Here is a 26,274-nt window from a genome sequence, read left to right on the forward strand (position 1 = left end):
GCGAAGTCCACCCATCGCAGCCACCCTCAACGGGCCCGTCGCGCCAGCCACTCATGGATGGCAGTCGGCACTTCGCGCTGGGCCCGGCTGGACACGTAGATGCCGATATGGCCGCCCTTGAAGCTGAGCTCGGTGTAGTCGCGCGTGCCAGCCAGCCCTTGCAAGGCACGTGACGCATCCGGCGGCACCAGGTGGTCCTGTTCGGCGAAGATGTTGAGGATCGGCATGTCGACATAACGCAGATCAACCGGCTCGCCATCGATCTCGATGCCGCCGTTGACGAAGCCGTTGCCCTGGTAGAACTGCTTGATGAACTGGCGGAACGCCTCGCCCGCGAGGTCAGGCGAATCGAAGATCCACTTCTCCATGCGCAGGAAATCCTCGATAGCCGCCTTGTCATCGAGGATGTCGACCAGGCCCACGTATTTCTGCAGGTGCAGACGGAACGGCTTCAGCATCAGGTAGCTGGAATTCATCATGTCCGCCGGCACGTTGCCCAGCGTGTCCACCATCAGGTCCACGTCGATGTCCTGGGTCCAGTTCGACAGCATGTTGCCCGGGGTGTGGAAATCCACCGGCGTGACCATGGTGATGAGGTTCTTCACCTTCTCCGGATGCAGCGAGGCATAACAAAGCGAAAACGCGCCGCCCTGGCAGATGCCGAGGAGATTGATGGCGTCGCGCCCGGAGCTCGTGCGCAGGTGGTCGACCGCGCCGCCAATGAAGCGGTTGATGTAGTCGTCCAGCATCAGGAAACGGTCGGAGCGATCCGGGTATCCCCAGTCGATGATGTAGACGTCTTCCCCTCGCGCCAGCAATCCCTTGACCAGGGAGCGGTCGTCTTGCAGGTCGACCATGTACGGCCGGTTGACCAGCGCGTAGGCAATGAGCAACGGAACTTTCGCCGTGGGCGCATGCGCACCGATGAAGCGGTACAGCACCACTTTGCCATCGCGCCACACTTCCTGCTTGGCGGTTGCCCCGTACTGCACATCCTCCACTTCCGGCAGCGTGCGCAGGCCCGCCGAAAGCTTCTGCTGCAGGGTCATGGCTTCCTGCGCCAACGCGCTGGGGGTCAAGTTCAGGGGACCGTTCATTTGCGTGCTCCCTTGCTGCGTGCGCCCTTGCCGGCAGGACTGCCCGGCAAAGGTGTGGGCGCGTAGCGCGCCACCCAGTCCTTCATCGAGACCACAGGCGCAGGCGTTTGCGCGGGCGCGGACTTCCGTTGCGCGGCGCCCTTCGGCAGGGCCCGGCTTGCGGCCACCGACGGCGAACTATCGCGGAATACCGTGACTTTCGTTGCTGGCTTCGTTGCTGGCTTCGTTGCTGGCTTCGTTGCTGGCTTCGTTGCTGGCTTCGTTGCCGCCGCCAGCTTGCGCCCGGCCGGCGCAGGGTCTTTGCGTGCCGGTGTCTTCTGCATGACCATCGCGGGCTTGGCTGCGACCTTGCGCGCCGCGGCTTTCTTCGCGGGAAGCACCTTCGCTGGCGCGGGTGTCGGCGCCCGTGCCTTGCGCACTGCAGCCTGCTTGCGTGGACCGCGGCGCGGCCTTGCTCGCGGGGATGAAGGCGTGGCGCCCTCTGCCACGGACGTCGCCGCCCTGCGCTCGGCCACGGGCCGGGTGCCGGCCGCCGCAGCGCGACGCAATGCCCGCTCGAGTTCGGCGATCTTGCGATGGGCCGAATCGACCTCGGTACGGGTCGGCATGCCAAACAGTCCGGTCAGGTGCTCGACTTCGAGCTGAATCGCCGCGCGCAAGCGCATCTGTGCATTCCCGAGTGCGCCGTAGACCTCGCGGAATTCCTGGGACAGCGCTATCGCGGCATACGCTTCCTCGGCCGAATCGATCCACAGGTCGAACAGACCGCGCGCAGTGGTGATCTGCCGGCCCGGCTCCTCGCGTGCGGTCAGCTTGTCCTCGAAGACCTCGAACGCGCGCTTGGCGCATTGCGCCATCAGGGTATTGAATTCCTCGGTCTGCAGCTGGTAATCCTGCTGCGCCTTTTGCAGCGCCTGCCAGCGCTCCTGGTGTTCGCGGTACTGCCCGAAGGCAGGCATCTGCTGCCAACGCTGGCCCTGCTGCTGGAAGCCCTCCAGGTAGGGCTTCACCTGTTCCAGCCATTGATCCAGCCCGTGCGCGCCCTGCCCGCGCATCGCCTTGAACATTTCCGGAAACGGGTTGTCGCCAGCCGCGCCTATCGCGCGCCGCCAAGCCTGGCTGATGTCCGCCGCGCTGCTGTCCTGTCCGGCGAACTGCGCGGCAACCTGCTGCATCTGCCCGAACCACTGGCTGGCCTGCTGGTTGAAACGCCCTACCGCATCGTTGGCCTGGCTGTGCCCGCCCGGCATCAATTTCGACCACCAGTCCACCGCCTGCTGCCACTGGTTGGCCGGCGGGACCGGCGCGCCGCCTGCACCTGCCTGGCGCATCGCCTCGCCCCATGCGCTCCAGTATTGCCGTGCCATGCCCTCGAAATCGCCGTTGTTGCCGAATCCGCTACTGAACATCTTCCACCTCCCGGGCTACGTCCCGATCATAGCAATCGAGGATGGCAAATCGAGCCCGGGCCGACGGCCGTCCCCGGCGTTCAGGGCTTGGGGATATGCAAGGTCTTGCTGATCATCAGGGAGCCGGACAGGGCGAACAACAGCACCAGCGGATGCAGCAGCCACGGACCCAGACGCAGTTCACCGAACCACAGCGACGCGCCCAGGTGACCACCCAGCGCGGCAACCGCCAGCACCACCACCAGCAGCAGGCTGGTCGGAATAGGCGTGCCTTCGAAATATTTCACCTTGTCGTCTTCGCCGGACAACTGTTCGGCGGTGACGTTGTAGCGCGCCAGCCGGCTGACCCCGCAACAGACGAAGTAGCTGAGTACCAGCCAGTCCCAGCCGCCCTGCATTCCGCAGGCATAGGCCAGGGCGGCAGGTGCCACGCCGAAGGAAACGATGTCGGCCAGCGAATCCAGTTCCCGGCCCAGCGTCGAGGACGACTTGCGCCAGCGCGCGATGCGGCCGTCGAGTGCATCGAAGATGAAAGCCAGGGGAATCAGCGCCATGCCGAACAGCAGGTCGCGCACGTTGCCCTCCTGCAGGAAGCGCATCGAGGCGAAGACCGCACCGGTCCCGCAGAAGGCATTGGCCAGCGTGAACCAGTCGGCCAGGTGGAAGTCGCGCAGCATGGAGAAGTGGCGGGGCATGGGCTGTCCGTGGCTTAGTGAAGGCCACAGACTGCCAAATGCAGTGTTAAGACCGCAACGCGGGCGACTCAGCGCTGGGCGGGAATGGCGAGCTGCACGGCTTCCACTGCGCCGGTTCCGCGCGGGCTCGCTTCGATGACGGCGTCAGCGGGCTTGCCCGCCTTCCCATCCAGGCGGGCCGCCACCTGGTCCAGCGCCGCGTACACATACGGCAGCACGGGCACATAGCGCGCGCCATACGCCGGTAGCGCCAGGAAGCCGTCGAAATGCTGGGCATGCTTCACTTGCCAGTAGGCCACGTCCCGTCCCGCGGCCTGCGCGGTGGCGACATAGGGCGCGCTGCTGAACGCGGGCGGCACCAGTCCATCGTCCAGGCCATGGATGACCACGACCGGCAGGCCCTTGCGCGGCATTGCAGCCCGCGTCTGCGCCAGTCCACGCTTGAATGCGCTGTCATCCGGCGCCTCCGGCAGGCCCCGCAGGCACTGCAGTCCCGGCAGGGTGAAATCGGGTGGAGCCAGTTTGGTATCCACGATGCCAACGCCGGCTCCCGGCGGAATGCCGCTGCCGTCGGCAAACCACGCGCTGCGTTCGGCCTGGGTGGCCGCGCGCGGCGAGAAATCAGGATTCTGCGCGGCAAAGGAGTAGCCGCAGGGATGCTGCCCGATCGGCGAGCGCGCATAGGCCGAGGCGTAGGTCACGGCCACTGCGCGCCACAGGTCGAAGCCGACACTCAACGCGCCAGCGGTCAGCGCCTGGTCCGTCCAGCCATTGGCATGCAGGCGCTGGTAAGCGGATTCCGCCTGCGCCTTCGTGTTGTCTCCCGTGACCAGTCCGGACTGTTTGAGTGCGGCGCAACGCGCAATCCACAACGGCTCAGCCTGCGCGCGCACCGGCGGCTGCGGCAATGAGTCGGCCGGCAGGTGCAGCAGGGCGCAGGGCATCAGCAGGGCGGCTTCGGTGGTGTAGTCGTAGAGCGTGCGGCTGCCCGCACCCGGAACATAGATGTTCGGCTCACCTGCAACCACCGCATCCAGCCACTCCCCTTCCAGTTCCGCGGCCCGCAGCACAGCGCCGCCCCCATTGGAAATACCCACCGCGATCACGCGGGTGTTGTCGAAGTTGAAGGGAGCCGATTGCGGAAATGCGCGATCCAACGCGGACAGCGCGAATTCGGCCGCCTGTTTCACATGGCGGCCCCAGTCGGCTTCGGGATTGTCACCCGAATGCGCGTGCTTGAAGGCCACGCCCGACGCTCCGGTGTCAACGTCAGGACGGAACGCGAGTGCTTCTTCCAGCGTGCCGCGCGTGCCGTCCAGCTTCACTCCGGTATGGGTGTCTATGTCGTAGTAATCGGTGCCCGCACCCTTGTCGGTGTAGGCAACGGCGCAACCCTTGGGCAGGCCCCAGGCACCGGCTACGGCGATGGAGCCGTAAACGCCACGCGAGCCCGACGAGGCCGTGACCACCACGCAGCGCTTGGCCTGGTCGAACGCGTCCGGAACCTGCACCAGCACGCGATGCGGCTGGCTGGCGCCGGCCACCGTGGCGAACGCGGAGAACTCGCGCCCCGGCACCCCGGCCACGCTGCCATAAACCTGGCCATAGCCTCCACTCGCCGACAGGTCGGCGATGCCACGCCAGTTGTTCCATATCGCCCGTCGGCGCAGCTCGGCGGCCGTGGGATTGGCAACCTCGGCGAATGCGGGCGGCACCATCGCCCGCAACCCCGCCAGGCCCAGGCCGGCGGTGAGCAGGTCATCGTCGCCACGATGTCCGGTTTCGCGTTGCGGCTCGATCATCGCAACCTCTTTCGACGACGCACGGTGGAGTGAGGTACTGCAGGCCGAGGGCAACAGGCAGGCGAGCAGCACGGCGGCGAGGCGCAGGGACGGAGTCTGGTTCATGGGGCCAAGCTAACCCGGACTGCACCGCACGTCATCGTACTTTGGTACCACGCATCCGCTGCCACTATGCTGCTAGGGTTCGCGCTCCCCGCGCGACCACTGCGCAACCACCATGCCAACCGGATGCCCTGCCCGCATGCCCAAGCTGCTGATCGCCGACGACCATCCGCTGTTCCGTGCCGCCCTGCGTGGCGCGGCGGCCGATGCCGTGGCCGATCTGTCGGTGCTGGAGGCCGAGTCACTGCAAGGCGTGCTGGCGGCGCTGGAAGCCCACGCCGACATCGACCTGGTGTTGCTGGACCTGCATATGCCCGGCAACCACGGCCTGGCCGGGCTGGCCGCTATCCGCGCGCAGTTTCCTGAAGTCGCGGTGGTCGTGGTGTCGGCCAACGATGACCCGCGCGTGGTGCGGCGTGCGCTTGACCATGGCGCCGCCGGTTACCTGCCCAAGAGTTCGGGACTGGATGAACTGCGCGATGCGATCCGCAGCGTGCTGGCCTGTGAGCAGTGGCTGCCTTCTTCACTTCGCGCAACAGTGGCGCGTTCGCAGTCCTCGCAACACGATACCGAGCTGGCTGCACGCCTGGCGAGCCTGTCGCCGCAGCAGTTCCGGGTGCTCACCCTGGTCGCCGAAGGCCTGTTGAACAAGCAGATCGCCGACCGCCTGGATGTGCAGGAACGCACGGTCAAGGCGCACCTGACCGCCATCTTCGAACGCATGGGCGTACGCAACCGCACCCAGGCCGGGGTGGTGTTGAGGGAACTGGAACTGAGCGACCCAGCGCGGCAGATGGAAGGATGATGCGCTGGTCATTTTTTCGACACATCGCTTGACACGCCCGCCAGGCATGACGGATTCGAAGTTACCCACAGCTTTGCCCGCGTTCCATCCACAGCACCTGTGGATGGCTACCCGGACCCCGCATCAGACCCGCGAATAGTTCCAGGACACCATGCCGCCATCGCGGTATGGCATCACTCCGTGGAAACCGCGCGGGTCCTCGTCGAACACCAGCGGCAGGAAATGGCGGTCGCCGTCCCATAGCGGCAGCTGCATGATGTCGGCGACCGCCACCCATTCCAGCGTGCCTTCGACGTTTTCCGTATACGGCGTACCCGAATATTCGGTGACCACGAACAGGAAGCCCAGCCAGTCTTCGCCATTCTTGCCGAAGCCGGGCCAGCTGATGGTCCCGCGCAGCGCCAGGGCCTCGCATTCGATACCGGCTTCCTCCAGGATCTCGCGGCGCATGCCCGCCACTACATCCTCGTCGCGCTCGATCTTTCCGCCCAGCCCGTTGTATTTGCCCAGATGCTGGTCGTCGGGCCGCGCATTGCGATGGATCAGCAATACCTTTGAGCGATCGGGGGAAAAGACATAGCCAAGCGTGGCGACGATGGGGGTGTAAGGCATCAGGGAAGTTCTGCGGGGGATCGGCAGGCCATTCTAGATGCCGGCGCGGTCGTATCCCGTGTAGGAGCGTTGTAGGAGCGAAGCGAGTCGCGAAGCTCACAATGGATCTGGTCTACGGGTTTCGCGACTTGCGTCGCTCCTACATCGCCCCCTACACCGCCCTTGCCGCGAGCAACCTGTCCAAGACCGATTTCAGCGCCAAGGGGCGCACGGGCTTCGCCAGCAGGGCCAGCCCTGCTTCCTGCACCGCATGGCGCACGGCGTCGGTCTGGTCGGCGCTGAGGATCAGGCACGGCCTGGCGCCCGAGTGCGCGGCAAGTCGCTGGGCGACGGCCAGGCCGGTATCCCCATCGTCCAGATGGAAATCGAACAGCCACAGATCGACCTGCCGGTTTTCAATAATCCGCGCTGCCTGCGCACCATCGGCCGCGACGTGCACGATGCAGCCCCAACCCGACAGTACCTGGCGCAGCGCCTCGGCCACCGCGGCGTCGTTGTCCAGTGCCAGCACGTGGCGGCCGGACAGACCCGACCTCGCCGTGCTGCTGGACACGCTGGATCGCGGCGTCACCCGCGGCAGGCTCACCGCGAAGATCGCTCCGCTGCCGACGCGGCTGCGCAGGGACAGCGGCGCATGCAGGAGATGGGCAATACGGTCGGCAATCGACAGGCCCAGACCCAACCCCTGCCCGCTGGCCGCTTCGCCCCGCCTGAACTCCTCGAAGATCGCCTGCTGGTCGCCCTGCTCTATGCCCGGGCCGGTATCGTGCACCTCGATGCGCACACCGTTGCCAGTACGGCGCACGCCCAGCAGGATTCCGCCGGACTGCGTGTAGCGCACCGCATTGGCGAGGAAGTTCTGCAGGATGCGGCGCAGCAGCTGCGGGTCGGTGTGCACCCAAGCGCGCGTAGGCACGTGGCGGAACGACAGCCCGTGCTCGCCGGCCAATGCACGGAATTCGGAGACCAGCGGTTCCAGCACTTCGGCCAGCGGCAGGTCACGCGGTTCCGGCACCAGCCCGCCGGCTTCCAGCCGCGACATGTCCAGCAGGCCGGTCAGCAGGTCGGTGGTGGAATCCAGTGCGCCGCGGATCTGTTGCACCGACTGGCGCTGGCTGCCATCGGCCAGCTGCTGCGACAAGGCATCGGTGAACAGGTGCGCGGCGTGCAGCGGCTGCAGCAGGTCGTGCCCGATCGCGGTAAGGAAGCGGCTCTTGGCATCATTGGCGTGTTCGGCTTCGGCCTTGGCGGTCTCCAGCAGCGCGGTGCGATCGACCACGCGCTGCTCAAGCGTTTCGTTGGCCTGCTTGAGGCTGCGCTCGGCCTGGCGCGAGGCGCTGACGTCGGTGTAGGTGGCGACGAAGCCGCCGCCGGGCATGGGATTGCCGCGGATCTCCACGATGCTTCCATCCGGGAAAACGCGTTCTGTCAGGTGCGCGGTGCCGGCGCGCATGTAGGCGATGCGCCGCTGCAATGCCGCTTCGTCCGAACCGCGGTGCGGCATGCTTCGAAGGGCCCAGCGGGTCAGGTCGATGATCGGGCGGCCAACCTGCAGCAACTCATCGGGGAAGCCGAACATCTGCACGTAGCGACGGTTCCATGCCACCAGGCGCTGCTCGCGGTCGACTACGCTGATGCCCTGGCTCATGTTCTGCAGTGCGGCCTCCAGCACCTGCTGGTTGAAACGCAGATCCTGCGAGACCTCACCGACGATGGCCGCCACGGCATCCAGCTCGCCGCTTTCACGGCGCGCCGCGTTCAGCAACAGTCGCGCGGACGCCGACCCAAGCACCGCCGACAGTTCGCGTTCCATACGCGCTTCAGTCAATGCGGGCACAGGACCCTGCGCCGGCGCTCCATCGAGCAACTGCTCGACGCGCTCGCGGGCCAGGAAGCGCAGTCCCGCATCGCGCAATGCCTGCCGGTCCAGGGCGCGGCCGCGATGATGCGGGGTTTCCCGACGCCAGGCGGTAGCCAGCACGGTGGCCAGGATGCCGATGAACAGGCTGACGCCGACCGCACGCCCCAGCGGACTCCATCCGGTCAATCCGAACAATCCCTGCGGCGATAGCCAGGCCTGCCCGAAAGGACCCGACTGCAACCAGCCGGGATCGCTTGCGGACAGCGCGACCAGCATCGGCATCAGCATCACCCACGCCCAGGCGATGAACGCGGCGACCACGCCGATGATGGCCGCGCGCGGCGGTGTCTGCGGGCGCCACACCGCGAAGCCCAACGCCGGCGCCAGTGTCGCCAGCGCGGAAAACGACACCGCGCCGATGTCGGCCAGCGCCTCGTTGCCGCTGTCCAGGCGGCTGTAGGCCCAGGCCAGCAACATGATCACCAGGATGCCGCCGCGACGCAGCAGCAGCAGGTCGCCACGCCGGTCGCCGCCCTTGCCGCGCGACCACGCGCCGCGTAGCAGGCCCGGCGCGAACCAGTGGTTGCCGATCATCAGGCTCAGGGTCAGCGTGCTCACCACCACCATGCCGGTGGCCGCGCTCAAGCCGCCCAGGAACGCGAACAGCGCCACGCCTTCATGGCCCTGCGAGAACGGCAACGCCAGTGCGTACATGTCTGAGGGCACGCCCGTACCCAGCAAGGCGGTGCCGGCGCGCGCCAGTGGCAGCGCCGGCAAAGCGATCAGGATCAGGTACAGCGGGAACTGCCAGCGCGCGGTTCGCACATCGCGGTCGTCGCGGCATTCCACCACGCCCACGTGGAACTGGTGAGGCAGGATGAACATCGCCAGCGCGCCCAGCAGCACCAGCGGCGCGAATCCGCCCACCGGTTCCAGTGGCACCGCCGGCAGCGTCGCCGCAGGCATGGATTTCAGGCCGAACCAGACGAAGGCACCCAGTGCCAGCATCGCCACCAGCTTGAACAGCGACTCGAAGGCCATCGCCAGCACCAGGCCACGGTTGTGTTCGGCCGCATTGGCGCGACGGGTGCCGAACAGCATGGCGAACAGGGCCATCGCCAGGGCCACGTACAACGCACTGTCGCGCCAGGCGGGCACGGCTTCGACTACGTCGCCGGCGTCAACGGTGAGCGTGGCGAAACTCATCGCGATGGCCTTCAGTTGCAACGCGATATAGGGAATCAACCCCAGCACCGCGACCAGGGTCACTGTCGCGGCAAGCCATGCGTCCTTGCCAAGCCGGGTGGCGATCAGGTCGGCCAGCGAAGTGGCATTGGTCTCGCGCGCCAGCTTCACCAGCCGCACCATGAAACCCACGGCCAGTGCGTAAAAAAAGATCGCGCCCAGGAAGGTCGGCGGCAGCGGCCAGCCATAGCGTGCGGCCTGGGTGACGGTGCCGTAGAAAGTCCATGACGTGCAATGCACCGCCAGCGACAGCGAATACACATGGCGCCAATGGCGGGCGAACAGGGTTGGATGGCGCTCGCCATACAGCGCGGTGCCGAACATCAATCCCAGCCAGACGACACTGGCGAATGCGACAGTCCAGAAACTCAGCATGCGATATGGCGATCAGTCGACAGGGTCATGAGCATTCTGGCGAAGTGGATTGCAGGTGCGCCGAGCATAACGCAGCAACGGCGGGCTTTCGCCCGCCGTTGCCGGTCAATCAAGCCATCACGCAACCATCAGAAATCGTAGCGCGCGGTCAGCGTGTACTGGCGCGGCGGACCGTAGAAGCCGGTCAGCACGCCATAGGCGGCGATGTTGTAGCCGGTGGTGCGATATTCCTCGTCGGCCAGGTTGCTGCCCTGCAGGGACAGCTGCCAGGCATCGTTGACCTTCCAGATGATGCCCGCGCCCAGCAGGCCGTAGCCGTCCTGGCGGATCAAGGGACTGAGGTCGGTGGTCGGCCAGACTTCGGCCTGGTACGAATAACCCACTCGTGCGGACAGGTTGCCGCCATTGGCCAGGTCGGTGCGGTATTCCACATTAAATGCACCCGAGAATTCCGGAGCATTGGTGAAGTGCTGGCTTTTGGCGACGTTGACGCCCGAGGTGATGAACTCGTCGTACTTGGCGTCCAGCCAGGCCAGGTTGCCGCTGATCAGCCAGTTCCGGGTCGGCAGCCACTGGTATTCCACCTCGACGCCGTTGACCGTGCCCTTGCCGGCGTTGGTGAAGTCACCAAAGAAGCTCTGGGTGTTGTTCGGCAGCGTGTAGGAAGTGAACACCGACAGCTGGATGTCCTTGTACACGTTGTGGAACGCAGCCAGGTTCAGGAACAGGCGCTGGTCGAAGAACGCCATCTTGCTGCCAACCTCGAAGCTGTCGACGCTCTCGTCATCGAACGGTTCGCCCGAACGCGGCACCGCGGTGGTGTTGGCGCGGATGTTGTAGCCGCCGGACTTGAACCCGCGCGAGGCCAGGCCGTAGACCAGGATGTCATCGGTGACCTGGTAATCCAGCGAGATCTTCGGCGACAGGTTCTTGAAGTTCACGGTCTTGTCGAAGTTGGCCGCCGTGCCCCACGAAGTGATGTAGTCGTTGGTGAGGTAGAAGCGGTTCAGCGCAATGGCGTGCTTGTCTTCATCGGTATAGCGCGCGCCCACGTCCAGCTTCAGCTTTTCGGTCAGGTCGAAGGTCCAGTCGGCGTAGAAGGCAAGGCTGCTGGTATTGACCACGCCCTGGGTGTCGCCGAACAGCGGGTTGGTCAGCGACGGCGCCTGGAAGGGATTGGAGAAGTAGTTCAGGACCTGGCCGCCGGCATCGCCGTTGAACGCATACAGGCCCATCACGCCGCGAGCGCGGCCACCGGCGTCGTAGTTGGCCTGCAGTTCGTGGCTGACCTGGCTGTCGCTGTAGAACGCGCGCACGTCGACCAGCTTGAGCGGCGTGGTGTCGAAGTCGATGTTGGTTTCGGTATCGGACTCGCGCTTGGCGATCACGTACTTGAACGCCCAGTTGTCGTTCGGCCGCCAGTTGACCGTGGCCGACGCGCCCTTGATCACCGTGTCATTGACGTTGGGCATGCCACTGCGGATGTCGTAGCGGTCGTCCAGCGGCTGGTACGCCGGGGCGATCGGATTGGGCGCCAGCATCTTGGCACCTCGCACGCCGGACTTGTCGTCCATCCAGTCCAGCGCGAACTGCACGTCGAAGTCGTCGCCCGAATAGGCACCCAACTGGAAGCGTGCCGAATTGATTTCCTTGTCACTGACTTCCTGGTCGTTGAGCAGGTTGGTGCCGAAGCCATCGCGGTTCATGCTGGCCACAGCGACGCGTGCACGCAGGCCACTGTCGGCGCCGCCGATCGAGCCGCCGATCGCCGCCTTGGCATCCAGCTGGTTGTAGTTGCCGACGCTCACCTGGGCGAAACCGGAGGTCTCGGTGGGCAGGCCGCGCGAGATGTACTTGATCGCGCCACCAATGGTGTTCTTGCCGTACAGCGTGCCCTGCGGGCCGCGCAGCACTTCGATGCGTTCGACGTCGAACACATCCAGCAGGGCGCCCTGCGGACGCGCGATGTAGACGTCGTCCAGGTAGATGCCCACGCCCGGGTCCACGCCCCACAGCGGATCGGCCTGGCCGACGCCGCGGATGTACGCGGTGGCGGTGCTGCTGGAGCCGCGTGCGGCATAGATGGTCAGGTTGGGAACCTGCGCATCCAGGTCGCCAATGTCGTTGATGTTGAGCTTGTCCAACGCTTCGGAAGTGAACGCAGTCACTGCCACCGGCACTTCCTGCAGGGTTTCCTCACGCTTGCGCGCAGTGACCGTGACCCTGTCCAGCGTGGCTGCATTGCTGGTCGCTTCGGCAGGCGCCGCTTCCTGTGCCCATGCCGCTGGTGCCAGCAGTACGCAGCCTATGGCCAGACTCAGATGTTTACGCTTCATGTTTGATTCCCCTCTCCCGGGTACGACGTGGCGGGCCGATGCGGCCGATTCGCAGGCAAGGCTAGAGACTTGGCGGCGGGGCAGCACCTGTACCTTCGTACAGTGGGGAGGAAGCGCCGCGCTGCGGATACTCGCCGGGAGAAGGGGGACGGTAGATGGTGAAGAAGAGCTCGTCTCTTCGGGTCTGACCATTTGCAGGCAGCAACGCTGCCCACTTCACCCTTAACCGCATTTCCGGAGTTTCCCGATGTCCTTCCTGATCGTGCTGGCCGCATTGTGCTTCCTGATGTTCGTGGCCTACCGCGGCTACAGCGTGATCCTGTTCGCGCCGATCGCGGCGCTGGGCGCGGTGCTGCTGACCGACCCCGCCCTGGTCGCGCCGATGTTCACCGGCCTGTTCATGGACAAGATGGTCGGCTTCCTGAAACTGTATTTCCCGGTGTTCCTGCTGGGCGCGGTGTTCGGCAAGCTGATCGAGATCTCGGGCTTCTCCAAGTCGATCGTGGCCGCCACCATCAAGGTCGTCGGCGCCCAGCGCGCGATGCTGTCGATCGTGCTGGTCTGCGCGCTGCTGACCTACGGCGGCGTGTCGCTGTTCGTGGTGGTGTTCGCGGTGTATCCGTTCGCCGCCGAACTGTTCCGCCAGAGTGACATCCCCAAGCGCCTGGTCCCCGGCACCATCGCCCTGGGTGCCTTCACCTTCACCATGGACGCGCTGCCGGGCACGCCGCAGATCCAGAACATCATCCCCACGTCCTTCTTCGGCACCACCGGCTGGGCGGCGCCGATGCTGGGCACGCTGGGCGGCGTGTTCATCCTGATCCTGGGCATGAGCTACCTGGAATGGCGCCGCCGGGTCGCGGTGCGTGCGGGCGAAGGCTACGGCACCGACCTGCGCAACGAACCGGAGCCCTTCCGCGGCGACAAGCTGGCCCATCCATTGATCGCTATCCTGCCTCTGGTGCTGGTAGGCGTGGCCAATTTCGCTTTCACCCACTGGATCCCGGGCTTCTACGGACAAAGCCAGTCGTTCATTCCCGCCGTGATCGGCAATCCCGCGCCGGTGGTGCAGGAAGTTTCCAAGGTCGCGGCGATCTGGGCCGTGCAGGGCGCCCTGCTGGTTGGCATCGCGGCGGTGATCGCCTTCGCCTGGAAACCGGTGATCGCCAGTTTCGCCGAGGGCACCAAATCGGCCATCGGCGGGGCGTTGCTGGCCTCGATGAATACCGCGTCCGAGTACGGCTTCGGTGCCGTGATTGCGGCATTGCCGGGCTTCCTGGTGGTGGCCAACGCCTTGCAGGCCATTCCCGACCCGCTGGTCAACGAAGCGGTGTCGGTCACCGCGCTGGCCGGCATCACCGGTTCGGCGTCCGGTGGCATGAGCATCGCCCTGGCAGCGATGGCCGACAGCTTCATCGCCAACGCCAATGCAGCGGGAATCCCGATGGAAGTGCTGCATCGCGTCGCCGCGATGGCGTCGGGTGGCATGGACACCCTGCCCCACAACGGCGCGGTGATCACCCTGCTTGCCGTCACCGGCCTGACCCATCGCCAGTCCTACAAGGACGTATTCGCCATTACCGTGATCAAGACCCTGGCCGTGTTCTTCATCATCGGCCTGTACTACGCCACCGGGCTGGTCTGAACCAGGCGCCTGGGCGCAGCGGGCGATGAGCGCTGCCTGATTGGCCGGCGAAAGCTGGCGACGGCGCCAGAAAAATTGCGGCCGGGTCCAGGCGCATGCCACGATCGACGCATGAAGAAGCTCGCCACACCCTCCGCGCCGCCCGTATCGCCCACCGCCAATGACCTGCGTGGACTGGGCCGGCTGGCCGTCGATGGCGTCACCGGCGTGACCAACCTGGTGGAGGCCATGCACGCGGCCATTACCCACCTGCCCGCGGTCATCGGCAGGCCAGCGCCTGCCACAACCAGCGGTCTCACCGGACTTGTCTATCGCGGCGTGCGCGGCGTTACCCAACTGGTAGGAACCGGCGTGGACCGCTCACTATCGGGTCTCGCGCCGTTGCTGGGTGGAGACGAGCCGTCGCCGCAACGTGAAGCCATACGCGCCGCCGTGAACGGGGTGCTTGGCGATCACCTCGAATCGAGCGCCAACCCCTTGGCGATTGCGATGCAATTCCGCAGCCAGGGGCAGCCACTCGCGCTTTCCCCGCGGGCGCTTACTGCAAGCCTTCCCGATGCCACCGGGAAACTGCTGGTGCTGGTGCACGGCCTGTGCATGAACGACCTGCAGTGGAACTACGCGGGCCATGACCACGGCCAGGCATTGCAGCAGGACCTCGGCTACACGCCGGTCTACCTGCATTACAACAGCGGCCGGCGCATCTCCCATAACGGCCTGGAACTGGCCGGCCTGCTCGAGCAACTGGTGCGTGCCTACCCGGTGCCCGTGGAGGAAATCACCCTGCTCTGCCACAGCATGGGCGGCCTGGTCGCGCGCGCCGCGCTTGACCAGGCATTGGCCAGCTCGCACGCCTGGGCGGGCCTGCCCACCCGCGTGCTGTTCCTGGGCACCCCGCACCACGGCGCGCCACTGGAACGTGCCGGCAGCTGGGCCGACATGCTGATCGGCATCAGCCCCTACAGCGCTCCTCTGGTGCGCATCGGCAAGATCCGCAGCGCCGGCATCCAGGACCTTCGCCATGGCAACCTGCGCGATGCCGATTGGCAGGATCGCAACGGCGATGACCGCGCCGACGGCCGCACGCCCATGCCCTTGCCCGCCTCGGTGCTGGCCTATGCAATGGCCGTCTCCACTCAGGAAGCCAGGGAAGACCGCGACATCCATTCGATCCGCGGCGACGGCCTGGTTCCCGTCGCCAGCGCCCTGGGCGTACATGCCGACCGCGCCTTCGACCTGCGCATCCCCAAACCACGCCGATGGGTAGGCCATGAGGCCAACCATCTGGAATTGCTGGGCAGCCAGGCGGTCTACCGGCAGATGCTGCGCTGGCTGCGCAAGCCTGCAGCCCCGGCGGTCAAGGAGTAGACACTGTCTCTCCGCCCCCCTTGCTTCGCAGCTTCCCTTCACTGCGCCGCATTGCACGCGCAGTGACTGCAGCTCAACCCTTTCGTGGTGTCCCCTTCCGGTCGAAACAGTGCCGCCCCTGCCCGTGCAGCCATTCCTGGTCGATCCAGCCGCGGCCCGACTCCTGCGCGGTATCGGTGGTGAACACCGCACACAGGCGATAGGTGTCATGGCCGGTCGTTTCATAGCCGTAAGGCGCATCGGTTTGCGGATCCCGGGTGGCCAGGCGCACGCCGGGTTCGCTGGCCAGGGCCGCAAGGCTGGCTGGCAGCGGCTTGCCGGCCTGCGCACGGGTGGTGATCAGCATCGCGATGCGTGTCAGGTCCTGCTCGCGCTTTCGGTCCAGCCTGGATTCGCGCTGGGATGCTGGCGAGCCCATCACCAGCATTGCCCCTATCAGGGTGGCCACCACCACCACGCTGGCGGCGATGGCAAGCCAGCGCCCGGCATTGCGAGTGCTCATGCCTCCTGTTCCTCCTTGCGCAGGTCCCACAGGTAATAACCGAACACGGTGCCGGCGATCAGCGCGGCCACCACCACCTTGAGCAGGAAACGCAGGCTGAGCTCGCCGCCCAGCACGTTGTTGACCAGCGTGATCATGTCCACGATCAGCACGACCGCCGCCACGAACAGGGTCACGTACGTCAGCCAGCGGCGGATCGCCGAAAGCCGCTTGGCCGGACTGCGCGCAAGCTGCTGGCCGAGGTAGCGGGCGACGAACAGGAAAACCGGGAAGGCGATGATCACCGAGGCGGTGGACCAGCGGATCGAATCGGCCAGGCTCCTGACCACGTATTCGCTGTCGGCCGGATCCGGCCAGGCCTGCTCGATCAGTTTGAACAGCAGGCTGCCCAGATGCCAGGCGGAAATGTAGAGCGTGGTGAACAGGGTCAGGTAGAGGAAGGCCTCTCGCGCCGACAGATAGGGACGTGGCCTGGGAACGGGCACGGGAAAGGCGACATCGGCGTAGACATTCAAGGCGCCGCGGATCTGCTCGGCCTGCCAGCCCGCCGAAACCAGCGCGGCCTCCATCGCTTGTTTCGACTCGCCCCTTGCCAGCGCTTCGCGCACGAACAGATCCAGGTCCTGGGTTGCTGAAGCCACGTCGTTCTCACTTTGGAAAATCGTGGGTCGAATCTAGCAGCGGGCAATGCAATGCGCCAATCGCCAGGCGGCACGACCCCATAGACAGGCATCGCCCAAAGAAAAAGCGGGCCGAAGCCCGCTTTCTTTATGCAACCAGTAGGCAGCGGCTTACTCGGCCGCGACGCCCTCGCCTTCTTCCACGGCCTTCATGGACAGGCGGATGCGGCCCTGCTTGTCGACTTCCAGGACCTTGACCTTGACCAGGTCGCCTTCCTTCAACACGTCGCTGACCTTCTCGACGCGGTCGCTGGAGATCTGCGACACATGGACCAGGCCGTCCTTGCCCGGGGCGATGGTGACGAACGCACCGAAGTCCATCAGCTTGGCGACCTTGCCCTCGTAGATGCGGCCCGGCTCGACGTCGGACGTGATCTGCTCGATGCGGGCCTTGGCGGCCTGGCCGGCGGCGCCGTTCACCGAGGCGATGGTGATGGTGCCATCGTCCTGGATGTCGATCTGGGTGCCGGTCTCCTTGGTGATGGCCTGAATCACCGAACCGCCCTTGCCGATCACTTCGCGGATCTTGTCGGGGTGGATCTTGATGGTGATCAGGCGCGGCGCGAACTCGCTCAGCTCCTGGCGCGGCACGGTCAGCGCAGCTTCCATTTCCTTGAGGATATGCAGGCGACCCTGCTTGGCCTGGGCCAGGGCGACCTTCATGATCTCTTCGGTGATGCCCTGGATCTTGATGTCCATCTGCAGCGCCGAGATGCCCTTGGCGGTACCGGCGACCTTGAAGTCCATGTCGCCCAGGTGGTCTTCGTCACCCAGGATGTCGGACAGAACCACGAAGTCATCGCCTTCCTTGACCAGGCCCATGGCGATGCCGGCGACGGGCGCCGAGATCGGCACGCCGGCATCCATCAGCGCCAGCGAGCTGCCGCAGACCGAGGCCATCGACGAGGAGCCGTTGGATTCGGTGATTTCCGAGACCACGCGGATGGTGTACGGGAAGGCTTCCATGGTCGGCATCACTGCCAGCACGCCGCGCTTGGCGAGGCGGCCGTGGCCGATCTCGCGACGCTTCGGGCCCATCATGCGGCCGGCCTCACCCACCGAGTAAGGAGGGAAGTTGTAATGGAACAGGAAGTGTTCCTTGTACTCGCCGGCCACCGCGTCGATGACCTGGCCATCGCGGGCGGTGCCCAGGGTGACGGCGACGATCGCCTGGGTCTCGCCACGGGTGAACAGCGAGGAGCCGTGCACGCGCGGCAACACGCTGACGCGCGAAGTGATCGGACGCACGGTGTCCAGCGCGCGGCCGTCGATGCGCACCTTGGTCTTGAGGACCGAGTTGCGCATGGTCTGGTATTCCTGCTCGCTGAATTCCTTGGCCAGGTCGCCATGGGTCCAGGCGTTGCTTTCGGCGTCGGCCGCCAGCGCGCTGATGGTTTCCTTCTTGACGCCGGAGATGGTGTCCTTGCGCTCGAGCTTGTCGCGCACCTGGAACGCCTGCGACAGCTTGTCGCCGATGGCGTGGCGGATGGCGCTGATCAGGCCTTCGTTGGTTTCCGGGGCGGACCAGGTCCACTTCGGCTTGCCACCTTCGGCAACCAGTTCATTGATGGCGGCGATCGCCACCTGCAGCTGCTGGTGGCCGAACATGACCGCACCCAGCATCACGTCTTCGGACAGCTCGCGCGCTTCGGATTCGACCATCAGCACGGCGGCGGCGGTACCGGCGACCACGAGCTCCAGCTCCGAATCCTTCAGCTCGCTGACGGTCGGGTTCAACAGGTATTGGCCGTCTTTGTAACCGACCTTGGCCGCGCCGATCGGGCCGTCGAACGGCGCACCGGACAGCGACAGCGCGGCGGACGCGCCGATCAGGGCCAGGATATCGCCGTCGATTTCCGGGTTCATCGACATGACCGTGGCGATGATCTGCACTTCATTGCGGAAACCATCGGGGAACAACGGGCGGATTGGGCGATCGATCAAACGGGAAATCAACGTTTCCTTCTCGCTCTGGCGGCCTTCACGCTTGAAGAAGCCACCCGGGATGCGGCCGCCGGCGTAGAACTTTTCCTGGTAGTCCACGGTGAGCGGGAAGAAGTCCTGTCCTTCGCGCGCGGTCTTGTTGGCCACGGCGCTGACCAGCAGCACGGTGCCTTCGCACGACACCATCACGGCGCCGCCGGCTTGGCGGGCGATTTCGCCGGTTTCCAGGGTGACCTGGTGCTTGCCGTACTGGAAGGTCTTGGTAATTTTTGCCACGTTGTCTGATCCTTGGTGATGCGCTATCGGTTGAACCGGATGCAGCCCATGCTGCAGGCGGATGGCCGGGTTGGTCCGGCCGGGTATCGCGGGTTGGAACCTGTCAGGGCGTGAATTTCGTCCCTTAAAACAAAACCGCGGCGCATTCCTGCGCCGCGGTCGGTATTCGGTTTAGCGACGCAGGCCGAGTTTCTCGATCAGGGTCTTGTAGCGCTCGCCATCCTTCTTCTTCAGGTAGTCGAGCAGGCTGCGGCGGCGGTTCACGAGCTGGAGCAGGCCACGGCGGCTGTGGTGGTCTTTCTTGTGGGTCTTGAAGTGGCCGCTGAGCATCTCGATGCGGGCGGTGATCAGGGCGACCTGGACTTCCGGGGAGCCGGTGTCGGCGGGACCGCGCTTGTTGTCTTCAATGACTTTCTGGGTATCGATGGGCATTTGTCTTCTCTCTGGATGCGTGGCCTGCAGGAACGCGCTGGACCCCTGGTTCAGGGATGCGGTGCGCACCGCGGACTCGCCGTTTGCTGGATGCTGCGATGGATTGCCGCGAGGGTGATCTGTGTAGATCAAGGATGCCGAAAAGGCCGCGGCATTGTAGTCGCCGGGGACTGGCAAGACAAGGTTTTACTCGATTTCGTGAGGCAGCATGGGTGAGGCTGGAGGTGAAACCGGAGCGGCGTGGACCGGTGAGTTTTCGCCTCCCGCCTCCCCTTTCACGTCTGCCCGCTCCCAGTTGAACAGGCGCTGCGGCGCCAGCACCCTGCCCTCATCCAGCTGGGCCAGCCCCAGCACCCTACCGGCACCGTCATAGACCGCGCACGACCCGACCGGCCCCGGAATGCCCGGCAGGCGCTGGCCCTGGCTGAAACGGCGTGCCGCTTCGTCGGCCAGGTCGATACGGGCGAAACCAATCAGGCCGGCATCGAGCGGCAGCAGGCAGGACTCCAGGCTGCGCTCGTCCCGCCTGGCAAGGGCCTGCAAGGCCTCCAGCGTCCACATGCGCGGCTCGCGGAAGGGCTCGACCCACAGACGACGCAGTTCCACCACGTGCGCCCCACAGCCCAGCAGCTCCCCCAGGTCGCGGACCAGGCTGCGCACGTAAGTCCCCGAACCGCACTCAACCTGCAGCCGCAGCAGCGGCTCGCCCCCATCCAGCAGGTCGTCGGCCGATTGCAGCTCCAGGCGGTGGACTTCGACCGCACGTGGCTCGACTTCGACCAGCTCGCCACGCCGGGCCTTGGCGTACAGCGGCTCGCCCCCGCGCTTGAGGGCGGAATAAATGGGCGGGCGCTGCTGGATGCGGCCGGTGAGCTGGCGCAGGGCCGCATCGATCTGCGGCAAGGTGTAGTGGCCTACCGGGCGCTCGAGCAGCGGCTGGCCTTCGGCATCATCGGTATCGGTGGTAACGCCGAGCCGGGCCACGGTGTCGTAGGCCTTGCGTGCGCCAAGCAGGTTGCCGGCGATCTTGGTGGCCTCGCCGAAGCACAGCGGCAACAGCCCGGTCGCCAGCGGATCCAGGCTGCCGGTATGGCCACCCTTCTCGGCGCGGAACAGGAAGCGTGCGCGCTGCAACGCCTGGTTCGAACTCAGTCCCTGCGGCTTGTCGAGCAGCAGGATGCCATCGAGGCGGCGGAATTTGACCTTGGGCAGCGACATGTATTGCAGCAAGCTTCTCTGTAGGAGCGGGCCTTGCCCGCGATGCTCTTCGTTGCCTGCCAGGAGAAGCCTCGCGGACAGGGCCCGCTCCTACAGTTCCAGCACAGTCACTTTTCGGAAGCGTCGTCTTCTTCAGCGTCCACCGGCGGCGGCGGCAGGTCGCGCAGCAGGTTTTCGATGCGTTCGCCACGATCCACCGAGTCGTCGTAGTGGAAATGCAGTTCGGGAACGTGGCGCAGCTTCATCGCCTTTCCGAGCTTGTAGCGGATCTGCGGCGACAGCTCTTTCAGGTCCTTGACCGCTTCCACGGACTTTTCCTGCATCAGCGCGGTCACGAAGACCTTGGCATGGGCCAGGTCGCGGGTGACCTCGACATCGGAGACGCTGATCGAAGGCAGGCCGTGCTCGCGCACGGCCTCGTGCACCAGCTTGCCGAGTTCACGGCGGAGCTGGGCGGAGACACGGTCGCTGCGGTGGAAGGTTTTCATAACGGTGAATGGCCAAGAGTGAATGGTAAAGAGGAAAGTCAGGGCAAGAGCAAACAACAGCAGCAAGTGCAAAAAAGAAATCTCGGCGACTTGCTCTAACTATTCACTCTTCACCCTTCACCATTTACCGCCTCAAAGCGTGCGCTGCACTTCGATGCGCTCGAAGCACTCGATCTGGTCGCCCGGCTGCACGTCGTTGTAGGCCTTCACGCCGATGCCGCACTCGGTGCCGTTGCGCACTTCGTCCACGTTTTCCTTGAAGCGGCGCAGCGATTCCAGCTCGCCTTCGAACACCACCACGCTGTCGCGCAGTACGCGGATCGGCTTGCTGCGCTTGACCGTGCCCTCCACGACCATGCAGCCGGCGACCGCGCCGAACTTGGAGCTGCGGAACACGTCGCGCACCTCGGCAATACCGATGATTTCCTCGCGGATTTCCACGCCCAGCAAGCCGGAAGCCACCTGCTTCACCTGGTCGATGACGTCGTAGATGATCGAGAAGTAGCGCAGGTCGACGCCGTTGGACTCGACGATGCGGCGCGCGGCCGCGTCGGCGCGCACGTTGAAGCCGATCATGGTGGCCTTCGAGGTCAATGCGGAATTCGCATCGGACTCGGTGATGCCGCCCACGCCCGAGTGGATGATGTTGATGCGGATCATGTCGTTGGACAGGGCCACTAGCGACTGCTTCAGCGCTTCCACCGAACCCTGCACGTCGGCCTTGATCACCAGGTTCAGCACCAGCTGGGCGTCGCCCTTGCCGAGCTGCGACATGATGTCTTCCATGCGGCTGCCCGCGGACTGGACCATGCGCGATTCGCGGCGCTTGATGTCGCGCTGCTGGGCCACGTCCTTGGCCAGCCGCTCGTCGGCCACCACCACGAAATCATCGCCCGCGTCGGGCACGCCCGACAGGCCAAGCACCTGCACCGGGATCGACGGGCCGGCTTCGGCCGGCTGGCCTCCGGTCTCGTCGAACAGCGCGCGCACGCGGCCGTACTGGGTACCGCACACCAGGTAATCGCCCTTCTTCAGCAGGCCCTGTTGCACCAGCACCGTCGCGACCGGGCCGCGGCCCTTGTCCAGCGAGGATTCGATGACCACGCCGCTGGCGCGGCCTGTGTAGGAAGCCTTCAGTTCCAGCAGCTCGGCCTGCAGCAACACCGAATCGAGCAGGTTGTCGACACCGTCGCCGGTCTTGGCCGAGACTTCCACGAACTGGGTATCGCCACCGAACTCTTCGGCCACCACTTCGTGGGTCAGGAATTCGTTCTTCACGCGACCCGGATCGGCATCGCTCTTGTCCATCTTGTTGATGGCGATGATCAGCGGAACCTTGGCCGCCTTGGCCAGCTTCACTGCCTCGATGGTCTGCGGCATGACGCCGTCATCGGCCGCCACCACCAGCACCACGATATCGGTGAGCTTGGCGCCACGTGCGCGCATCTGGCTGAAAGCCGCGTGTCCGGGCGTGTCAAGGAAACTGATGACGCCCTTGCCGGTTTCCACGTGGTAGGCGCCGATGTGCTGGGTGATGCCACCCGCTTCACCATTGGCGACCTTGGTGCGGCGGATGTAGTCCAGCAGCGAGGTCTTGCCATGGTCTACGTGGCCCATGATGGTCACCACCGGCGGACGCGGGGACTGTTCGCCCTGGTCGGTCTCGCTGTGGGCAATCAGATGGTCCTCGACGTCGCCGCTGTCGGCGCGCACCACGTTGTGTCCGAGTTCCTCGGTCACCAGCGCGGCGGTGTCATGGTCGATGCTCTGGGTGATGGTCGCCATGACGCCCATCTTGAACAATGCCTTGACCACGTCGCCGCCCTTCAGCGCGAGCTTCTGCGCCAGGTCGGCCACGGTGATGGTCTCGCCGATGGCCACGTCGCGCACGATCGGCGCGGTGGGACGCTCGAAACCATGGTTGCCGGTGCCGCCGCGCGATTGCTCATGACGGCGCGGCTTGGGCTTGCCACGGGTGGTGGTGCGGCGGGCGCGGTCGGCGGCGGAAAGATGCAGCTGGCCGGCGAAACGCTGGGTGCTGTCGTCGTCTTCCACGCCGGCGACCATCGCATGCGAACCACGGGTCTTGTGCTTGCTGGCGGTGGTCGCATTGCGGTCGTCGGCGCGCGGCGGATCCTTGCGCACTGGCGGCTTGGGCACATGGTGGCCACCGACGGCGGGCTTGGCCGCCCGGGGAGCGTCCGCGTCGTCCGCAGGCGCGGCGCCGGTGGCAGCAGCCACGGCTTCGGCATCGGCCTGTGCGCGCTCTGCCTCGGCCTTGAGCCGGATGGCCTCTTCAGCAAGGCGCACGCGGTCACGCTCGTCGGCACGCTTCTTGTCGGTCTCGGCCAGACGCTGCTGTTCTTCCAGGTTGCGCTGGTTGGATTCCTGCAGCTTGCGCAGCGCATCGGCGCGCTCGTCGCTCGGCGGAGCCTCGACCTCGTCGCTCTTGATATAGGTGCGCTTCTGCCGAACCTCCACGTTGACCGTGGTCTTGGTGCGTCCCGCGGCGACCGTCACTTCCTGCACCTTGCGGCGATTGAGGGTGATCTTCTTCGGCGCGTCGGCATCCTCGGCAGGCTTGTCGGCCTTGCCATGGGTGCGGCGCAGGAAGCCGAGCAGCTTCATCTTCTCGGTGCTGGTCACGGCCTGGTCGGGACCGCTGAAGCTCATGCCGGCCTCGGCCAGCTGCTCCAGGAGTTTTTCGACCGGCGTATTGACCAGTTCGGCAAGCTTGCGGATGGTGGTTTGCTGCGTCATTCGGATCCCGTGACCTTCTTATGCGCCCCCCGCGTATTGCGAAGGGAACGCGGATTCTAGCCCTGTATTCTCCAGGGCGGCGTTCATTGCCGGCTCATACGCCGCTTTCCATACGTGTCTGGATGGCGCTCATGCGCCACGCTCCAGGCGGGCGATCTCCTCGGCGCGGGCTGCCAGGATCAGCGCCTTGGCGCGATCCTCGTCCAGGCCTTCGATACCGAACTCGACGATTTCGTCGGTGCCCAGGTCGGACAGGTCCTCGCTGGTGCGAACCCCATGCCCGGCCAGCGCATAGGCGGTTTCGTCATCCATGCCTTCCAGCGCCAGCAGGTCTTCGGCCGGCTGGTTCTCGTCGACTTCCTCTTCCTCGGCCAAAGCCTCGTTGAGCAGCGCGTCGCGGGCGCGGGCACGCAATTCCTCGACGATGTCCTCGTCGAAGCCTTCCACCGCCAGCAGCTCGCCGACCGGCACGTAGGCGATTTCCTCGACCGTGTTGAAGCCTTCGGCGACCAGGATGGCGGCGATTTCCTCGTCCACTTCCAGCTTGTCGACGAACAACTGGCGGGCCACGGCCTGCTCTGCCTCGGACTTGGCCGAGACCTGGTCCTGGGTCATCACGTTCAGCTGCCAACCGGTCAGGCGGCTCGCTAGGCGCACGTTCTGGCCACCCTTGCCGATGGCCTGGGCCAGCCGGTCTTCGGCAACGGCCAGGTCCATGGAATGCTTTTCCTCATCGACGATGATCGACTGCACTTCCGCCGGGGCCATCGCATTGATGACGAAATTGGCGGCGCTGTCGTTCCACAGCACGATGTCCACGCGCTCGCCATTGAGCTCGTTGGAAACGGCCTGCACGCGCGAACCGCGCATGCCGATACAGGCGCCGATCGGGTCGGTGCGGGTGTCGTGCGCCAGCACCGCGATCTTGGCGCGGTCACCGGGATCGCGCGCACAGGCCTTGATCTCGACCAGGCCCTGGCCGACTTCCGGCACTTCCAGCTTGAACAGCTCGATCATGAATTCAGGCGCCGCGCGGCTGATGAACAGCTGCGGGCCACGCGGCTCGGTACGCACGTCGAACAGGTAGCCGCGCACGCGGTCGCCGGCGCGCAGCGTATCGCGCGGGATGCCCTTGTCCTTGGGGATGAAGGCCTCGGCGTTGCCGCCCAGGTCCACGAAGATGTTGCCGCGCTCGGCGCGCTTGACGATACCGGTGACCAGCTCGCCGATGCGATCCTTCCATGCATCCACGACCTGCGCACGCTCGGCTTCGCGCACGCGCTGCACGATGACCTGCTTGGCGGCCTGGGCGGCAATGCGGCCGAAATCGGGGTTCTCGATCTGCTCTTCGATGTAGTCGCCGACTTCGGCGCCTTCGCTCTCGTCCTCGGCATCCATCAGGCGGATCTGGAAGTCGGGCGACTCCATGACCACGTCGTCGGCCACCACTTCCCAGCGGCGGAAGGTTTCGTATTCACCGGTCTTGTGGTCGATGGTCACCCGGGTCAGCACTTCCTGCTCGGGATAGCGCTTCTTGGCAGCTGATGCCAGCGCGGCCTCGATGGCATCGAAGATCACTTCGCGCGGCACGCCTTTCTCGTTGGCCACCGCATCCACTACCAGCAACAATTCCTTACTCATCGTTCACTCCGCGCGCGGCCGCTTGGCCGCCGGTTGGTTGGTTTTTGCCTGGCCCGGTTGCTTGGGGGCCGGTTTCTTGGAAGCCGTTTTTCTGGCTGGTTTTTTCTTTGCAGCTTTTTTCACTGGCACTGTTTTCTTGGGCGCGACCGCTGCCTTAGCCGCCTTGGCCGCGGCAGCGGGCTTCACCGGCCCGGCCTTCTTGGGCTGCGGCGCGAAACCCAGCGCCACCCAGTCGGGCATGATCCGCGCCTTGTCCACGTTCTCGAACGCCACGGTCATTTCCGCGTTGTCGACCAGGAACACGATATTGCCGCCCTCGATGCGCACGATGGCGCCCTGCAGGCGGCGGCGCCCTTCCTGCGGCAGCCGCAACACCACCTTGGCCGACTCGCCCTGGTGGCGCGCGAACTGCGCCAGCGTGAACAGCGGGCGCTCGATGCCTGGCGAGGAGACTTCCAGCGTGTAGTTGCCGGTGATCGGATCCTCGACGTCGAGCTGGGCCGAGACTTCACGGCTGACCGCTTCGCAGTCCTCGATATTGACCATGCGCGTGGCCAGTTCGGCCTCCACCACGTCGATGTACAACCGCAGCGTGGCGCTGCCTGGCGCGGGCAGGTATTCGGCGCCCAGCAGCTCCAGGCCCAGGGCATGCACCGTGGGGGCCAGCAGGTTCGCGATTTGTTTGCCCTTGTCGCTCACGTAGTGACGGTTCGCCGTTGCTTGAATGAAAAATGGAGGCCCGGAAACAGCAAAGGGCCCTGGTGGGCCCCTTGTCCGATACTGCTGGATTCCGGTGTGGAGGTGGGAACATTCACCTTCACGAGCCCAGGCCTTGGTCAGCAAAAAAGCCTCTTTCGGGAGGCTTTCCAGTCAAACCGAAAAGCTTGGTAGCGGGGGCAGGATTTGAACCTGCGACCTTCGGGTTATGAGCCCGACGAGCTGCCAGACTGCTCCACCCCGCATCAGAAGCGGAATTATGGT

General features: G+C 65.4%; 17 protein-coding genes, 1 tRNA gene and 3 pseudogenes. 3 read left to right on the forward strand and 18 right to left on the reverse strand.

Annotated features, from left to right (window positions below):
- Window positions 1-26 precede the first annotated feature (26 nt).
- From DT603_RS07225 to DT603_RS07240, 4 genes are all read right to left on the reverse strand, one after another.
- On the reverse strand, window positions 27-1,097 hold the full coding sequence (locus DT603_RS07225) for a class III poly(R)-hydroxyalkanoic acid synthase subunit PhaC (RefSeq protein ID WP_162349202.1): 1,071 nt from the start codon (window positions 1,095-1,097) through the stop codon (window positions 27-29).
- A complete protein-coding gene (phaE, locus tag DT603_RS07230) occupies window positions 1,094-2,506 on the reverse strand; it encodes a class III poly(R)-hydroxyalkanoic acid synthase subunit PhaE (protein WP_162349203.1) in 1,413 nt (470 codons plus the stop codon). Before phaE ends, DT603_RS07225 begins: the two co-directional genes overlap by 4 nt.
- A gap of 80 nt (window positions 2,507-2,586) precedes the next feature.
- A complete protein-coding gene (locus tag DT603_RS07235) occupies window positions 2,587-3,201 on the reverse strand; it encodes a CDP-alcohol phosphatidyltransferase family protein (protein WP_162349204.1) in 615 nt (204 codons plus the stop codon).
- 68 nt (window positions 3,202-3,269) lie between these two features.
- Window positions 3,270-5,108 carry a D-(-)-3-hydroxybutyrate oligomer hydrolase gene (locus DT603_RS07240; protein WP_246191666.1) on the reverse strand — a complete coding sequence of 613 codons (1,839 nt, stop codon included), beginning with the start codon at window positions 5,106-5,108 and terminating at the stop codon, window positions 3,270-3,272.
- A 136-nt stretch (window positions 5,109-5,244) separates the two neighbouring features.
- Here DT603_RS07240 and DT603_RS07245 point away from each other — a divergent pair, with 136 nt between their 5' ends.
- Window positions 5,245-5,910, forward strand: coding sequence for a response regulator transcription factor (locus DT603_RS07245; RefSeq protein ID WP_162349205.1), 666 nt, complete (start codon window positions 5,245-5,247; stop codon window positions 5,908-5,910).
- A gap of 123 nt (window positions 5,911-6,033) precedes the next feature.
- On the opposite strand, the gene DT603_RS07250 is transcribed toward DT603_RS07245, so the two are convergent.
- The 3 genes from DT603_RS07250 to DT603_RS07260 all read right to left on the reverse strand — a co-directional run bounded on the left by DT603_RS07250 (window position 6,034) and on the right by DT603_RS07260 (window position 12,339).
- Window positions 6,034-6,522: an NUDIX hydrolase gene (locus DT603_RS07250; RefSeq protein WP_162349206.1), complete on the reverse strand. Its 489-nt coding sequence runs from the start codon at window positions 6,520-6,522 to the stop codon at window positions 6,034-6,036.
- A 151-nt stretch (window positions 6,523-6,673) separates the two neighbouring features.
- Entirely contained in the window at window positions 6,674-10,003 is a 3,330-nt protein-coding gene (locus DT603_RS07255; protein WP_162349207.1) for a hybrid sensor histidine kinase/response regulator, read from the reverse strand.
- Between the two features lie 128 nt (window positions 10,004-10,131).
- Entirely contained in the window at window positions 10,132-12,339 is a 2,208-nt protein-coding gene (locus tag DT603_RS07260) for a TonB-dependent receptor (RefSeq protein WP_162349208.1), read from the reverse strand.
- Window positions 12,340-12,586: 247 nt separating this feature from the next.
- On the opposite strand from DT603_RS07260, the gene DT603_RS07265 reads away from it, so the two are divergent.
- On the forward strand, window positions 12,587-13,984 hold the full coding sequence (locus DT603_RS07265; protein ID WP_162349209.1) for a GntP family permease: 1,398 nt from the start codon (window positions 12,587-12,589) through the stop codon (window positions 13,982-13,984).
- Between the two features lie 111 nt (window positions 13,985-14,095).
- Window positions 14,096-15,352, forward strand: a complete 1,257-nt coding sequence (locus DT603_RS07270; protein WP_162349210.1) for an esterase/lipase family protein — start codon at window positions 14,096-14,098, stop codon at window positions 15,350-15,352.
- 73 nt (window positions 15,353-15,425) lie between these two features.
- Here DT603_RS07270 and DT603_RS07275 read toward each other — a convergent pair whose 3' ends face one another.
- The 11 genes and pseudogenes from DT603_RS07275 to DT603_RS07320 all read right to left on the reverse strand — a co-directional run bounded on the left by DT603_RS07275 (window position 15,426) and on the right by DT603_RS07320 (window position 26,255).
- Window positions 15,426-15,854: a hypothetical protein gene (locus tag DT603_RS07275; RefSeq protein ID WP_162349211.1), complete on the reverse strand. Its 429-nt coding sequence runs from the start codon at window positions 15,852-15,854 to the stop codon at window positions 15,426-15,428.
- Window positions 15,851-16,495 carry a DUF5671 domain-containing protein gene (locus DT603_RS07280; protein ID WP_162349212.1) on the reverse strand — a complete coding sequence of 215 codons (645 nt, stop codon included), beginning with the start codon at window positions 16,493-16,495 and terminating at the stop codon, window positions 15,851-15,853. Before DT603_RS07280 ends, DT603_RS07275 begins: the two co-directional genes overlap by 4 nt.
- 150 nt (window positions 16,496-16,645) lie before the next feature.
- A complete protein-coding gene (gene pnp / locus DT603_RS07285; protein ID WP_162349213.1) occupies window positions 16,646-18,754 on the reverse strand; it encodes a polyribonucleotide nucleotidyltransferase in 2,109 nt (702 codons plus the stop codon).
- Window positions 18,755-18,925: 171 nt separating this feature from the next.
- The gene (gene rpsO / locus DT603_RS07290; RefSeq protein ID WP_162349214.1) at window positions 18,926-19,186 is read right to left on the reverse strand and encodes a 30S ribosomal protein S15; all 261 of its coding nucleotides are present in this window, start codon (window positions 19,184-19,186) and stop codon (window positions 18,926-18,928) included.
- Between the two features lie 294 nt (window positions 19,187-19,480).
- Window positions 19,481-20,404, reverse strand: a pseudogene (truB, locus tag DT603_RS07295) (tRNA pseudouridine(55) synthase TruB); the annotation flags it as partial.
- A 107-nt stretch (window positions 20,405-20,511) separates the two neighbouring features.
- Window positions 20,512-20,892, reverse strand: a complete 381-nt coding sequence (gene rbfA / locus DT603_RS07300) for a 30S ribosome-binding factor RbfA (RefSeq protein ID WP_162349216.1) — start codon at window positions 20,890-20,892, stop codon at window positions 20,512-20,514.
- Window positions 20,893-21,024: 132 nt separating this feature from the next.
- A pseudogene (gene infB / locus DT603_RS07305) lies at window positions 21,025-22,818 on the reverse strand (translation initiation factor IF-2); the annotation flags it as partial.
- A 39-nt stretch (window positions 22,819-22,857) separates the two neighbouring features.
- Window positions 22,858-23,652 (reverse strand): annotated as a pseudogene (locus tag DT603_RS16295) (IF-2-associated domain-containing protein); the annotation flags it as partial.
- Window positions 23,653-23,781: 129 nt separating this feature from the next.
- Window positions 23,782-25,293 carry a transcription termination factor NusA gene (gene nusA / locus DT603_RS07310; RefSeq protein ID WP_162349218.1) on the reverse strand — a complete coding sequence of 504 codons (1,512 nt, stop codon included), beginning with the start codon at window positions 25,291-25,293 and terminating at the stop codon, window positions 23,782-23,784.
- A gap of 3 nt (window positions 25,294-25,296) precedes the next feature.
- Complete coding sequence (rimP, locus tag DT603_RS07315) at window positions 25,297-25,992, reverse strand: ribosome maturation factor RimP (protein ID WP_162349219.1); 696 nt, start codon at window positions 25,990-25,992, stop codon at window positions 25,297-25,299.
- A gap of 186 nt (window positions 25,993-26,178) precedes the next feature.
- Window positions 26,179-26,255 (reverse strand) — tRNA-Met (locus tag DT603_RS07320).
- Window positions 26,256-26,274: the final 19 nt, after the last annotated feature.

The organism is Pseudoxanthomonas gei, from assembly GCF_010119615.1.
GTDB classification, from domain to species: domain Bacteria; phylum Pseudomonadota; class Gammaproteobacteria; order Xanthomonadales; family Xanthomonadaceae; genus Pseudoxanthomonas_A; species Pseudoxanthomonas_A gei.

Excerpts from the sequence above, each read along its gene's own strand:
- DT603_RS07225 (WP_162349202.1), bottom strand. The coding sequence starts at position 1,097 with ATGAACGGTCCCCTGAACTTGACCCCCAGCGCGTTGGCGCAGGAAGCC.
- phaE (WP_162349203.1), bottom strand. The coding sequence starts at position 2,506 with ATGTTCAGTAGCGGATTCGGCAACAACGGCGATTTCGAGGGCATGGCA.
- rbfA (WP_162349216.1), bottom strand. The coding sequence starts at position 20,892 with ATGAAAACCTTCCACCGCAGCGACCGTGTCTCCGCCCAGCTCCGCCGT.
- DT603_RS07275 (WP_162349211.1), bottom strand. The coding sequence starts at position 15,854 with ATGAGCACTCGCAATGCCGGGCGCTGGCTTGCCATCGCCGCCAGCGTG.
- DT603_RS07245 (WP_162349205.1), top strand. The coding sequence starts at position 5,245 with ATGCCCAAGCTGCTGATCGCCGACGACCATCCGCTGTTCCGTGCCGCC.
- DT603_RS07235 (WP_162349204.1), bottom strand. The coding sequence starts at position 3,201 with ATGCCCCGCCACTTCTCCATGCTGCGCGACTTCCACCTGGCCGACTGG.
- DT603_RS07250 (WP_162349206.1), bottom strand. The coding sequence starts at position 6,522 with ATGCCTTACACCCCCATCGTCGCCACGCTTGGCTATGTCTTTTCCCCC.
- DT603_RS07270 (WP_162349210.1), top strand. The coding sequence starts at position 14,096 with ATGAAGAAGCTCGCCACACCCTCCGCGCCGCCCGTATCGCCCACCGCC.
- DT603_RS07240 (WP_246191666.1), bottom strand. The coding sequence starts at position 5,108 with ATGAACCAGACTCCGTCCCTGCGCCTCGCCGCCGTGCTGCTCGCCTGC.
- rpsO (WP_162349214.1), bottom strand. The coding sequence starts at position 19,186 with ATGCCCATCGATACCCAGAAAGTCATTGAAGACAACAAGCGCGGTCCC.
- nusA (WP_162349218.1), bottom strand. The coding sequence starts at position 25,293 with ATGAGTAAGGAATTGTTGCTGGTAGTGGATGCGGTGGCCAACGAGAAA.
- DT603_RS07265 (WP_162349209.1), top strand. The coding sequence starts at position 12,587 with ATGTCCTTCCTGATCGTGCTGGCCGCATTGTGCTTCCTGATGTTCGTG.
- DT603_RS07255 (WP_162349207.1), bottom strand. The coding sequence starts at position 10,003 with ATGCTGAGTTTCTGGACTGTCGCATTCGCCAGTGTCGTCTGGCTGGGA.
- DT603_RS07260 (WP_162349208.1), bottom strand. The coding sequence starts at position 12,339 with ATGAAGCGTAAACATCTGAGTCTGGCCATAGGCTGCGTACTGCTGGCA.